13 protein-coding genes are annotated in these 12,672 nt (G+C 70.3%); 10 read left to right on the forward strand and 3 right to left on the reverse strand.

Going from position 1 to position 12,672, the window contains the following annotated elements:
• Positions 1-76 precede the first annotated feature (76 nt).
• Both OTB20_RS24605 and OTB20_RS24610 read right to left on the reverse strand, forming a co-directional pair.
• Complete coding sequence (locus OTB20_RS24605) at positions 77-1,345, reverse strand: MFS transporter (protein ID WP_267820690.1); 1,269 nt, start codon at positions 1,343-1,345, stop codon at positions 77-79.
• Positions 1,342-2,706, reverse strand: a complete 1,365-nt coding sequence (locus tag OTB20_RS24610) for an MBL fold metallo-hydrolase (protein WP_267820692.1) — start codon at positions 2,704-2,706, stop codon at positions 1,342-1,344. The genes OTB20_RS24605 and OTB20_RS24610 overlap by 4 nt, the downstream gene beginning before the upstream one ends.
• Before the next feature lie 90 nt (positions 2,707-2,796).
• Between OTB20_RS24610 and OTB20_RS24615 the strand changes: the two genes are divergently transcribed.
• From OTB20_RS24615 to OTB20_RS24640, 6 genes are all read left to right on the forward strand, one after another.
• Positions 2,797-3,465 carry an ArsR/SmtB family transcription factor gene (locus tag OTB20_RS24615; protein WP_267820694.1) on the forward strand — a complete coding sequence of 223 codons (669 nt, stop codon included), beginning with the start codon at positions 2,797-2,799 and terminating at the stop codon, positions 3,463-3,465.
• 662 nt (positions 3,466-4,127) lie between these two features.
• Positions 4,128-4,589, forward strand: a complete 462-nt coding sequence (locus OTB20_RS24620; protein WP_267820696.1) for a hypothetical protein — start codon at positions 4,128-4,130, stop codon at positions 4,587-4,589.
• 380 nt (positions 4,590-4,969) lie between these two features.
• Positions 4,970-5,104: a hypothetical protein gene (locus OTB20_RS24625; RefSeq protein ID WP_267820698.1), complete on the forward strand. Its 135-nt coding sequence runs from the start codon at positions 4,970-4,972 to the stop codon at positions 5,102-5,104.
• 378 nt (positions 5,105-5,482) lie between these two features.
• On the forward strand, positions 5,483-5,695 hold the full coding sequence (locus OTB20_RS24630) for a hypothetical protein (protein ID WP_324290414.1): 213 nt from the start codon (positions 5,483-5,485) through the stop codon (positions 5,693-5,695).
• The gene (locus tag OTB20_RS24635) at positions 5,695-6,159 is read left to right on the forward strand and encodes a hypothetical protein (protein WP_267820700.1); all 465 of its coding nucleotides are present in this window, start codon (positions 5,695-5,697) and stop codon (positions 6,157-6,159) included. The genes OTB20_RS24630 and OTB20_RS24635 overlap by 1 nt, the downstream gene beginning before the upstream one ends.
• Positions 6,159-6,803, forward strand: a complete 645-nt coding sequence (locus OTB20_RS24640) for a hypothetical protein (protein ID WP_267820702.1) — start codon at positions 6,159-6,161, stop codon at positions 6,801-6,803. Before OTB20_RS24635 ends, OTB20_RS24640 begins: the two co-directional genes overlap by 1 nt.
• 314 nt (positions 6,804-7,117) lie before the next feature.
• On the opposite strand, the gene OTB20_RS24645 is transcribed toward OTB20_RS24640, so the two are convergent.
• The gene (locus OTB20_RS24645) at positions 7,118-7,837 is read right to left on the reverse strand and encodes a DUF4232 domain-containing protein (RefSeq protein WP_267820704.1); all 720 of its coding nucleotides are present in this window, start codon (positions 7,835-7,837) and stop codon (positions 7,118-7,120) included.
• A gap of 330 nt (positions 7,838-8,167) precedes the next feature.
• Here OTB20_RS24645 and OTB20_RS24650 point away from each other — a divergent pair, with 330 nt between their 5' ends.
• The 4 genes from OTB20_RS24650 (at position 8,168) to OTB20_RS24665 (ending at position 12,669) form a co-directional block, all read left to right on the forward strand.
• A complete protein-coding gene (locus OTB20_RS24650; RefSeq protein WP_267820705.1) occupies positions 8,168-9,631 on the forward strand; it encodes a helix-turn-helix domain-containing protein in 1,464 nt (487 codons plus the stop codon).
• A gap of 508 nt (positions 9,632-10,139) precedes the next feature.
• Positions 10,140-10,343 carry a cold-shock protein gene (locus tag OTB20_RS24655; RefSeq protein ID WP_030873616.1) on the forward strand — a complete coding sequence of 68 codons (204 nt, stop codon included), beginning with the start codon at positions 10,140-10,142 and terminating at the stop codon, positions 10,341-10,343.
• A gap of 323 nt (positions 10,344-10,666) precedes the next feature.
• The gene (locus OTB20_RS24660; RefSeq protein WP_267820706.1) at positions 10,667-12,217 is read left to right on the forward strand and encodes a DEAD/DEAH box helicase; all 1,551 of its coding nucleotides are present in this window, start codon (positions 10,667-10,669) and stop codon (positions 12,215-12,217) included.
• Between the two features lie 47 nt (positions 12,218-12,264).
• Entirely contained in the window at positions 12,265-12,669 is a 405-nt protein-coding gene (locus OTB20_RS24665; protein WP_267820708.1) for a CBS domain-containing protein, read from the forward strand.
• Positions 12,670-12,672: the final 3 nt, after the last annotated feature.

Here is a 12,672-nt window from a genome sequence, read left to right on the forward strand (position 1 = left end):
GCCCGCCCGACTACCCCGCCGGCCATCAGCACGAGTCAAGCCGACCGCGCCTGTGCGCGGCGCGGGTTTACCGCGCTCAGGTGCGGGGGTGGGTTTCATACATCCTGGCCGCGACGAGCAATCCGGAGGCGGCAGTGAGAGCGGCGATGGACCAGATGGCGGTGGTGAGGCCGTAGGCGTCGGCGAGGATTCCGGCGAGGAGGGCGCCGATGGCGAAGCCGCCGTCCCGCCACAGGCGGTAGACGCCCACGGCGCGGGCGCGCCAGGCAGGGTGGGCGACGTCGCCGATGGTGGCGAGCAGGGTGGGGTAGACCAGCGCGGTGCCGACACCGAGGAGGATCTGGGCGCCGGCCCAGACACCGAAGGTATTCCCGGCGGCGACCAGGGCGATGGCGGCGGCCTGGACGAGCATGCCCGTAGTGATGAGGTGTTTGCGGCCGATGTGGTCGGACCACCAGCCGGTGAGCATCTGCCCGGCTCCCCAGACAGCGGGGTAGAGGGCGGCGAGGATGCCGATCTGTGTGATGGACAGGCCGTGTGCGGCGAACAGCAGGGGGAAGATTCCCCAGGCGAGGGCATCGTTGAGGTTGTTGACCAGGCCGGCCTGGCTGGCGGCGGACAGGGCCTTGTCGCGGGCGCTGGTGAGCCAGGCGATCTGGCTGGTGGTCAGTTCGCTGTGCCGATCGGGACTGTCCGGCGCCGGATGGCGGGCGGCCTCTGCGCGGGCGTAGTCGCGGGTCTCTCGGACGGCGAGGGTGGAGAGGCCCAAGGCGAGCACGACGTAGGCGGCGCCGAGAAGGAACGGGGCAGGGCGAAGTCCGTAGTGGGCGGCGATGGCTCCGGTGGCCATGGCGGTTGCGGCGACGGCCACGTAGCCGGCGGCCTCGTTGAAGCCCATGGCGAGGCCGCGGCGCTCGGGTCCCGCCAGGTCGATCTTCATGATGACGGTGGTGGACCAGGTCAGGCCCTGGTTGACGCCGAGCAGGACGTTCGCGGCAACGATCCATCCCCAGGACGGGCCCCACGCCAGCATCGCCGGTACGGGGAGGGCGATCAGCCAGCCCGCGACGAGGACGGGTTTGCGGCCGTATCGGTCAGACAGCGTGCCGGCGAAGAAGTTTGTGACGGCCTTGGTGGCGCCGAACGCCAGGATGTAGGTCAGGGCCGACGTGTACGCATCGAGGTGGAAGACTCGGTCGGCCAGCAGTGGCAGGACGGTGCGTTCCTGGCCGAGCATGCCGCCGACCAAGGCGTTGATGGCAACGAGGAGGGTGAACTGGCCGAGGTTGGCGCGCAGTCCGAGCCGGAGACCGCTGGTTGGGCGGGTGCCGTCGCTCGTGGTCACTTGCCCTCCTGAAGAGGGCGGCCGGTGGCGGATGCCCAGTCGGTGGGACCGCCGTCGAGGACCGCGAGGCCATGATGTCCGGCGCGTTGCAGCAGACTGGCAGCAGTCATGGCCCGCTCACCGTGGCCGCAGGCGACCACGGCGCCAGCCGGGGTCTGGTCGGCTTGTGCGGCGAGGTCGCCGAGTTCGATGTGGAGCGCGCCGGGGATGTGCCCCGCGGTGTGCTCCGCGCTCTGCCGGACGTCGAGAACAGGGCGGTCGGCGACGCGGCCGGGTGCGAGGAGGTCGATGCTCTGCTCGGCTCCGCCGTCGGCCTTCCAGGCGGGCATGCCACCGCCCAGGTGACCGGCGAAGCGCTCGTAGCCGATCTTCAGGGACTGCCAGGCGACCTCGGCCAGATCCTGTCCGGGGTCGGCGACGAAGACGAGCGGCGCGGTGTCGGGCAGCAGCCAGCCCAGCCACGTCGCGAACTGGCCGCGCAGGGGGATGGAGACCGCGCCGGGGATGTGGCCGGCGGCGAACTCCGCCACTGGCCGCACGTCGATGACGTACGCCCCTTCGCCGAGCAGGGTACGCACCTCGGCGGGGCTCAGGGCAGGCAGGACGGGCTCGGCGGTGAGGAGGGCCGGACCTCGTCGGTTGACCTCGCTCAGGCGCTCGAAGTAGGCGGGGTAGGAGCCGAGACCGGACAGCAGCGCCGTCACGAAGGCGTCCTCGTCGGGGGCGGCCAGCAGTTCGTTGGCCCGCTTCTGCGCGCCGATGGTGGTGGTGCGCTCAGACCCGGGCGGTGCGGAGCAGAACGAACCGGCCCCGTGGGTCGGCCACACCCCGGTGGAGTCGGGAAGGGAGGACAGGCGCTTGAGGGAGCGGTACTGGGCACGGGCCAGTTCCTCGGTGCGTTCATTGCCCAGGAGGTCGGTTCGGGCAGCCGAGCCGACGATCAGGGAACCGCCGGTGAACACTCCCAGCTCGGCCGATCCGTCGAGCAGCAGGAAGGACAGGTGCTCGTCGGTGTGGCCGGGGGTGGCCAGGGCTCGCAGGGTCAGCCCTCCGAGGTCCACCTCGTCGCCGTCGCCCAGAGCGGTGTGGGGGAACGCTCGGTGGCCGGTGGCGGAGGCCAGCACCTGGGCGCCGTCGTCAGCGGCGAGCTGGAGCGCCCCGGAGAGGAAGTCGGCGTGCAGGTGGGTATCGGCAGCGAACGCGACGGTCAGGTTGCGCCGGTCAGCGGCGGCCCGCAGGGCGCGCAGGTCCCGGGCGGCGTCGACGGCCAAGGCCCGGCCGTCGCCGAGGTCGACCAGGTAGGCGCTGTTGCCCAGGCCCTCGTCGACCAGCGGTATCAGATGGCGGTCTTCGAAGCTCATCACGCACTCCCAGGGACGTAGGACCAGGGTCGAGGTGGCGCGGCCACCCTTCCCACTCATACAATATTCCATGGATTGATGGAGGAAGCCATGGGAGACCCCACACGCAAGGCCGCCCTGTACGAGACGCTCGCACTCACCGGCAAGGCGCTGGCCAGCGGCAAGCGCCTTGAACTGCTGGACCTGCTCGCCCAGGGCGAGCGCAGTGTCGACGCCCTCGCCAAAGCGGCAGGGCTGGGCCTGACGACCTGCTCCGCACACCTGCAGACCCTCAAGCAGGCCGGCCTGGTCGCTACACGCCGCCAAGGAGTACGCATCCACTACCGGCTCGCCGGAGGCGACGTCGCCTCCCTGTACGCGCTGCTCCAACAGGTCGGCCGCACCCATCTCGCCGCCGTGGAGGCCGCCCGCACCGCCTACCTCGGCCCCGCCGACACCGATCACCTCACCCGCGAGGAACTACTCGAACGCGTCGCGGCCGGCACCGCCACCGTCATCGACGTGCGCCCCGCCGAGGAATACACGGCAGGCCACATCCCCGGCGCCCTCTCCATCCCCTTGGGGGAACTCGAAGCGCGCCTGGCCGAACTCCCCGTCGGCACTGAAATCGTCGCCTACTGCCGAGGCGCCAACTGCGTCCTGGCCCACGACGCCGTCCGCCTGCTCAACCACCGCGGCCACAAAGCGCTGCGACTGGCCGACGGCATGCTCGAATGGCGCCTGAGCGATCTGCCCGTCACCGCTGGCGCAGCAGGCTGAGCACCCACCGACACGGCCAGAAAGGGCGCGTGCCGCTACGTGCCAGTCAAGGCGGTAAACAGCGTTCAACAGAGGCGCATTCGAGAGCCCGACAACACGCCCGATGTGAAACGTTTCCGCAGGTCAGAAGCACGTCGGGTGCCAAGTGCCGGGTGATTCCCAAGCTTATAGCGCGGGTTCGATTCCCGTCATCCGCTCTTCTACGAAGCCCCAGGTCAGCGACCTGGGGCTTCGTTGTCATCTAGACCTGCTCAGGAGCCCCGCACCACTTGCGCACCACTTGACTCCTGCAAGGCCTGTTCTGCGGCCTTCTGCCGCGCGGCCCGCACCATCCCGTCCAGCCCGCCGGCCACCTCCTTCTGCCGCTCGATGCCGCGCGCCGGATGCCGATCGCCACACGGGATTCCCCGGGCCAGACGTCGGCTGGCGAACGGCACCGACCTGAGCGACTGATGTCGCGAGTGACCCTCGAAGGTGCGTTCGCCATCGATGGGGCAGGATGGCAAAGGCGTCCAGGCAAAGGATTTGACGTGGCATCAGACAACTTGTGCAGGAACGGACTTCGCAGGGGAATCGGGGCCCTGGCCCTTGCTTCTCTACTGCTCGTCTCGGTGGGCTGCTCCCAGAAGGGTGCTGAGGGGGCGGCACAAGCAGCCCCCACCGTGTCCCCCAAGCCGCTTGCCGAGCCGGTGAAGTCGGCGGAGGAAGCGGCCAAGGAACAGATCCTCTCCGCCTACCAGGGCCTTGATTCCGTCACGTCCAAGGCCTTCGAGACCGGTGAGCTCGACAACGCCGAACTGCAGAAGTACGCGCGGGACAAGGCTGCCGTCGGCGTTAGCATGGCTCTCGCCTGGTACAAGCAGCGAGGACTCAAAGTTATCGGCCGGAGCGCGCACGATCCCAAGGTGACAGCGCTCGACCTGGTCGGGGATCCGAAGACCGCCGTCGTCTCGGACTGCCACGACACCACCGGTTCCGACACCGTCTACACGGCCACGGGGAAGTCGGCCATCCGGCAGGACTCCACGGAGCCCCGGCGAAAGCCGGTCACCGCCAAGGCCATGCTCGTTGGAAACCAATGGCTGATCAGCGACTACGACGTGGACCGGAGCCGAACGTGCTGAGACTCCGGCCCCGCGGCGAAGGCCGCGCGTTGCGCTACGGGCAGATCGGCGGCCGCGGCCGTGCCACAACGTGCCAGTAGGGGCGGTAAACAGCGGTCGCCAACGGACTCGCCGGAACGCTCCGAAGCGAACCAGTGGCGACCGTTTCCGCAGGTCAGATGCCAAGTAGCGGCCCAAGTGCCGGGTGATTCCCAAGCTTATAGCGCGGGTTCGATTCCCGTCATCCGCTCTTGCAAGAAGGCCCAGGTCAACGACCTGGGCCTTCGTCGTTGTCCCGGCTCTCCGGAACTCCCACCTCTGATCTACAGGACCCCACTCAATACTATGAACGCCCGTACGTGGAGATACTCGTACGACGGAGCGATGGGCGGGGGCTCAGAATGCAGAACGCCGATCTGGGCGTCTCGGAGGACGGCCTCACCGGGCTGGCGAACGACCTCGACGAGATGCAGCGCTATCTGGAGCAGCAGATCCGCAGCATGGACGGGGTCGTCGACAAGATCGCCGCGGGCTGACAGGGGCCCACTGCCACCGCGTACCGCTCCCTGCACCGCGGGGTCGCGGAAGACGCCGTGCGCATCCGCAAGGTGGTGGTCCTCCTCGAAGCGGCCATGCGCGCCTCGCGCGACGCCTTCACCGAGCAGGAGCTGGAGGTGCTGGCCTCGTTCCGCCGGTCGTAGCAGCGCGAGGACGTGTCCGCCGCGGCCCGCGCCCTCACCGTGCCCGGCCCGGCGGCCGCGCCGGACGCCGTCCGGCCGACGAGTCGCCTTCTGGACATCTGAACACGGCGGGATCAGCGCCATGCCGGACGAAGACCGGATCACCGTCGACTTCGCGACCCTGCAACGCCTTCGGGAGACCTGGAGGAGATCCTCCGTGTCCTCAACGAGAAGTTGGAGACGCTGTACGACCGGGCCGCCAAAGCCGTCCTGGGCTGGGACGGCGAGGCCCGGGAGGCCTTCATCGACGAGCTGGACACGTGGAGTCGCTCCGCCGACGACCTCAAGGCCGCACAAGCCTGGCTCCACGAGGTCGTGGTCCAGGGACACCTCAACTACGCCGCCGCCAACAGGTCCGTCCTCCAGGGGTGGGGAGGCAGCGCCTGATGGCCGGCCCTTCCCCCACGCCCTCCCCCACGCCGTCGCCGGGCGGGAGCGGCACCATCGACGTCAAGCCGACCGACCTCTGGTGGGTCTCCGGACGGATCGCCTCGCAGCAGGACCTCCTGGTGCGCGGCGCCAACAAATTGCTGGACGAGTTGGGCCAGTACCCCGACGCCGGAGGCGCCGGCACCGAGGCCCAGAGGTTCGCCCAGACGTACAAGAAGATCGGCGACCGCTGGCTGGAGGTCTGGGGCCGTTCCGTGTTCAGCGTCGGCGGCGTCGCCGTCGGGTTCACCGAGACGGCCAACGCCGACACCAAGGCGGACGCGGCGGCCCATCCCCAGCCGGGTAAGACGGCCGAGCAGCGCCCGCGGCCCACGGTCATCGACAAGGCCCCGAACTTCGACCCGGTACCCGACATAAGTGGGGTGACGACGACGGCGGCGACGACATCCTGCGCAGCCTGATGGAAGGCATCCCCGAGATCGTCCGGGACCCCCTCCAGCCGCTGTGCAAGCACGTGTTCCGGGTCGGCAGGGTGGCGGACGTCCACCCCTTCCCGCAGCAGCACTACCTCAACTCCCTGTGCCACAGCTGGATGGACATCTCCGTCACGGCGACGGTGGTGACGGACCAGCCCACCCAGGCCGTCGGCACCATCACCAACCACCAGCAGGCCGACTGGGAAGCCGCCATGCGGACCTTCTGCGGCGCCCTGTGGGGCGGCACGTCATGGGGACAGCAGCGGCACGGCTACCAGTGGGCGCATACCGCCGACTCCGGCCGCGGCACGCCCCGCCTCCCCACGAACAGCGAGCCCGTGCTGTCCGTACTGAAAGACACGGCCGACAACATGGCCACCATCCTGCGCGAGTACGCGGAAGCCGCCGTCGATCTGAACCGCGACGTCAATGACGAGCTCGAGCGCGCCATGCTGAAGGCCGCCAAGGAGATCGTCGAGGACCTGGCCAAGCCCAAGGACCCCAAGAACATCCTCGGCACGGTCACTTCCGCCCTCGGCAAGGGGGTGGGCCTGATCCTCTCGTTCGACGTCAAGACCGTACTGAACATCGACACGGCCAATTCGGCGGACGGCCCGTTCTACCTGTAGGGCCGCACGCACATGTCCATGAAGCCCCTCGAACACGACCGCCGGTACGGCGAGCTGGACCGGCGTACCTCGCGAGTCGGTCCGCAGTGGCCTTCTCGTACCCGCCGAACCGCCGGACTATTTCGTCCCGGCGCTGGTGCAGCTTGTCGAGCTTGCCCCGGAGCTGAGCCAACTCACGCTCCAGGGGCTTGAGCTCGACTCGGACTGCCCTGAGTTCGGCGAGGCAGTTGTCCAGCGTTTCCTCGCCCAGGACAGTTGACCCGCCAGGCGACACACCCCGTGGGACGGCCGGGGCCGCGGCCCCGGAACTCCGTTCAGAAGGCGCTCAGCGCGTCGCGGGTGTTGGTGCGGTACAGGCCGACCTTCGGGTTGGCGACGCTGCCCGGCTTGGCCAGCTGGAGGCTGACGCCGTCCGCGTTCGGCATGTGCTCCTTGTCGGCCAGGACGTTGACCTCATCGGCCACGGGGCCGTTGCCACCCGACGGGTTGAGGTCCACGGCCGCGTACGCGGTGGCGCCGGGGTGCACCGGGTACGCCGGGGCGCCGCCCAGACCACCGGGGGCAGCGGCCTGGAGACCGAGCGCGCCGCCCTTGGCGCTGAAGCCGACGGCGGGGAAGTAGTCCAGACCGCAGGAGCTGGAACCGTTGTTGGTCACGGTGATGACGCGGACGGTGGCCGGAGTGCCCGTCGGGGAAGTGACTTTGACGGTCAGGTTGCGGGCCGAGCAGGGGTGGGTGTAGGCGTAGGAGTCACCGGTGGTGCCCTCCGTGCCCTTAGCGCCCGAACCGGCCTTCGCCGGGGTGGTGGTGGCCGTGCCGGTTCCCGTGACCTCGCCGGCGGACGGGGCGGCGGAGGCGCCCTTCCCGGACGGCGTCACGGTCCCGGTCGAGACCTGCTTGTCCGCGCTCTTGGTCGCGGCGGGGTTCGCGGTCGGCCCGCCGGCGCTGTCCGAGCCGCCGCAGGCGGTCAGGGCCAGAGCGAGGCCGGCGGTGGCGGTGGCCAGGGCGGTGGTGCGGAGTCGGTAGGTGCGCATGGGGAACTCTCCGTGTCGGTGCGGTCGTCAGGCGGAGGCTTCCGCTTCCCGCCTGACGAGACGTTGGGTGGGGCTGCTGTTCCGGTCGGCTGCTGCCGCAGGCGGCCGAGGGCGGCCGGTGGGGCGGGTGGGGACCCTCCCGTTGCGACCGCCGAATCCGACCGCCGATCCGATCGGCGGACCGACGGGCTGATGACGCAACAGTGGGGCCGGTTTTGTTCCAGTGGCGTCTGGGCCGGGATAGTAGGAACCCTGGAACGCTCCCGACCCTTCTCACCTGGGCGATCGGGCGAGCCTGGAACGTGCTTCCGGGATGAGGGGGAGGGTGGAATGGCCACGGAGACGGAGCGGTTCGCGGAGCTGATGCGCGGATTCAAAGAGCGCTCGGGGCGCAGCTACGGCACGCTCGCGAAGCGTCTGCACTCCAGCAACTCGACGCTGCACCGCTATTGCAGCGGCGCGGCGGTGCCCACGGAATACGCCCCGGTGGAGCGGTTCGCCCGAGTCTGCGGTGCCTCGGCCGACGAACTGATCGCGCTGCACCGGCAGTGGTTGCTGGCGCTGGTGGAGCGGCGGCGGGGGGTGACGGAGGGGCCGCCCGCATCGGCGGTGGTGGCTGGGGAGGCTTCGGAGGTCCGGCCGCAGGCGGAGACCGACCCCGCACCGGGACCGGCGTCCGCGGCCGGGTCCGCCCCGGCGCCCGGACCTGCCGCTGCGGAGGCACCCGCCCCGGCGCCTACCCCCGCTCCCGCGCCGGCACCGGCGGAGGCCCCCGCCCCTGCACCGGCAACGGAGGCACCCCACGCCCCCGCCGCCCTCATCCAGCCGGGCCCCGCCCGGACCTCCGTACCGGGGGCCCGGCGTCCTCGGCTGCTGCTCGCCCTTGCGGCCGCCCTGGCCACCGCCGCGGTGGCGGGGACCGCCGCCGCCGTCTCCGCCATGGGAGATACGGGTCACGGGGACACGCGCCGCGGCGCCGCCCAGCCGTCCTCGCGCGAGCGGGCGGCGGCGGGCCCGGCCTTGCCGTCCGGCGGGTCGTCGTCACCCACGCCCACAGCGGATTCCGCACCCCCGTCCAGCCCCGGACCGTCGTCCCCTCCGGCAACGTCCGCGTCCACCTCGGCAACGTCCGCGTCCACCTCGCCGGCCACCGCCAAGGAGGGGGCCTCCCCCGCCGCCCCGTTCACGGTCAACGTCCTGCCCGACAACTGGGACAGCCCCTGCGACCAGTGGTTCGCCCTGGACAAGGCACCCGGCACGGTCCCCCCGCCCCCCGCCGGGCAGGCGACCGAAGGGTGGGCCCGGGCCCTGCATGCCGTCCCGGCGGGGCACCTGCGCATGCAGCTGACCGTCCAGGGCACCGAGGGCAAGGCCGCGGTCCTGCACGCGCTGTACGTCCATGTCGTGAGCGGCCGCAAGGCTCCCGGCTGGAACGCGTACACCATGGGCGCCGGTTGCGGCGGCGCGCTGGTGCCGGCGTCCTTCGCCGTGGACCTGGACGACGCCTCCCCGAGGGCCAGGTCCGTACCTGGCAAGGAGGGCGAGCGGCTGACGGCCTCGACCGACTTCCCGTACAAGGTCTCCGCCTCAGACCCCCAGGTGCTGAACATCGACGCCGCCACACTCGGTCAGGACGTCAGCTGGTACCTGGAGCTGGCCTGGAGCAGTGGCGACCGCAAGGGCACCACCCGCATCGACGACCACGGCCGCCCGTTCCGCACGGTCGCCCTGAACGCCGGCCACAGCTACTGGTACAACGAGAATGACAACGCCTGGCTGCCGGACACGGAATGAAAGACCCAGTGCACCCGGTCCGAAGAGCGGCCGCGGTCCGGACACTCCGCCCCGGACGGTCGGCCTCTCGCCACCACCTCGACCGTGCCGAACGCAGCCGTCACCGCCGCGCCGTCCACGTCGTCGATACCGTCGAACACGATCGAGTCCCGGAACGATGCATCGGTCAGACACCGCATGCCGGAGCCGGCGGCGGGCACGTAGAAACGTGCGCTGGGGGCGAATCAATATCTGTCGCCGCGGCTTAAGAATTTAATGGATCCAGCGGAGAGAGTTTCTACCGCAACACAGCCGACGGAAATATCCACCGCGCGCAAGCCACTGCAGCGTGCTACTGTCGATCTCGGTTGCAGTTTTGGTACCCAAGAACTTCAAGCGCCTCCAGCCGGAATTCGTTCCACTGGAAGCGCTTTGTATTTCCCGGTCATTTACCGGGCGGGGCATCATCGCGGCGACACGGCGTCCGCACAGTGCAGACGCTGCTGTATTGCCCCAAAGGAGATATGACATGGCTGCTGGTACCGTGAAGTGGTTCAACGCGGAAAAGGGTTTCGGCTTCATCGAGCAGGAGGGTGGCGGCGCTGACGTGTTCGCCCACTACTCGAACATCGCCGCCCAGGGCTTCCGCGAGCTGAACGAGGGCCAGAAGGTCACCTTCGACATCGCGCAGGGCCAGAAGGGCCCGACGGCCGAGAACATCGTTCCCGCCTAAGCGCTGACACGCATTCTGCAGCTGGGGCCCGCATCCCTCGGGGTGCGGGCCCCAGCTGCACGCATTTCCCGCGGTGCGTTCACCCGCGGTAGTGAGCGTCGAGACACTCGGCCCACCGGCCCTCTCGGGGCTGCACCCGAGTCAATTGCCTTGGTTGTCGCGTCCACGTGACGCCATCTTATTCCAGCGCCTGAGCCCGGTACAGATTCTCTCTGTCCGCCAGATCCGCTTTCGCATTCCATTCGGCCCGTTCTCGCAATTCCCTGCGCCGCTCCTACGCTGCGGGAATTCCTTGATACGTGCCGTATCAAGGAAGGTTCCGCATGAACCCCACACGTACGAACGACCGCTCCTCCCGCACCCGCAGCCGCACCGGCGGTCCCGCTTTCGGTACCGGCGCTGCTTCGGGCCGGGGCAGCCGCTTCGGCTCGTCGGCCGAGAGCCGTTCCGGAGCGCCGAGCCGTTCCGGAGCCCCGAGCCGTTCCGGTGGCCCGAGCCGCTCGGGCGGATACGGCCGCCGGCCCGCCGCGATCCAGGGCGAGTTCGCACTGCCGAAGACCATCACCCCCGCGCTGCCCGCCGTCGAGGCCTTCGCCGACCTCGCCATGCCGGCCCAGCTGCTCGCCACGCTCACCCGTGAGGGCATGGCCACGCCGTTCCCGATCCAGGCCGCCACGCTGCCCAACACCCTCGCGGGCCGCGACGTCCTCGGCCGCGGCCGCACCGGCTCCGGCAAGACCCTCGCCTTCGGCCTCGCCCTGCTGGCCCGTACCGCCGGCCAGAGCGCCGAGTCGGGTCAACCGCTCGCGCTGGTCCTCGTACCGACGCGTGAGCTCGCCCAGCAGGTCACCGCCGCCCTCACCCCCTACGCCCGGGCGGTCAAGCTGCGCCTGGCCACCGTGGTCGGCGGCATGCCGATCTACCGCCAGGCCGCCGCACTGCGCGCCGGAGCCGAAGTGGTCGTAGCCACGCCCGGCCGCCTCAAGGACCTCATCGACCGTGGTGACTGCCGCCTGAACCAGGTCGCGATCACCGTCCTCGACGAGGCCGACCAGATGGCCGACATGGGCTTCATGCCCCAGGTCACCGCCCTGCTCGACCAGGTGCGTCCCGAAGGCCAGCGGATGCTGTTCTCCGCCACCCTGGACCGCAACGTCGACCTGCTGGTGCGCCGCTACCTGACCGACCCCGTCGTGCACTCGGTCGACCCCTCGGCCGGCGCCGTCACCACGATGGAGCACCACGTGCTGCACGTCCACGGCGCCGACAAGCAGCGGACGACCACCGAGATCGCCGCCCGCGAAGGCCGGGTGATCATGTTCCTCGACACCAAGCACGCCGTCGACCGCCTCACCCAGGACCTCCTCGACAACGGGGTCCGCGCCGCGGCCCTGCACGGCGGGAAGTCCCAGCCGCAGCGCACCCGGACCCTGGCCCAGTTCAAGACCGGCCACGTCACCGTCCTGGTCGCCACCAACGTGGCGGCCCGCGGCATCCACGTCGACAACCTGGACCTCGTCGTCAACGTCGACCCGCCGACCGACCCCAAGGACTACCTGCACCGCGGCGGACGCACCGCCCGCGCCGGCGAGTCCGGCAGCGTCGTCACCCTGGTCACCCCCAACCAGCGCCGCGAGATGGCCCGCCTGATGACGGCCGCGGGCATCACCCCGCAGACCACCCAGGTCCGCTCGGGTGACGAGGCCCTGAACCGCATCACCGGCGCCCAGGCACCCTCCGGCATCCCGGTCACCATCACCGCACCGGTGTCCGAGCGGCCCAAGCGCAGCACGGCCTCCCGCGGCCGGCGCGGGCCCGCCTCGGCCGCCCGGCGCGCGAGCGCGCGGCAGTCCGCCTTCGATGCGGCGGCCTGAGAACCCAGGTGATCAGGACACTGACCCATCTCTGCAGGAGGCACCTTTTGACGCTGGTTCAGATGCAGCCCCGCTCCGCGCATGCCGACCTCACGCACCGGACGGTGGACGACGCCATGAAGGCGGCCGGTCCGCAGGTCTGCGACGACATGACCGTCGAGGTGGCCCTGGCCGTCACGGCCAGTTCCCGCACGGACCATCTGCTCGTCTGCGACCAGGACGGCCTCTGCACCGGACTGATCACCCGGGAGCGGCTCAGCGCCATCCGCGACAGCGCCGCGTACACCGACCGGCTCCGTCTGCGCGATGTCCTCGGCGACCGTGGGCCGTTCACCTCACCCATGACCACGATGGCCGAGGCCGAGCACGCGATGCGCTACCGCAAGCTCGCCGCCCTGCCCGTCGTCGATGAACAAGGCAGCGCTCTGGGCATCCTCGCCCTCGCCCGCTGAACC

The sequence above is a fragment of the Streptomyces sp. H27-H1 genome, from assembly GCF_026627445.1.
Taxonomy (GTDB): domain Bacteria; phylum Actinomycetota; class Actinomycetes; order Streptomycetales; family Streptomycetaceae; genus Streptomyces.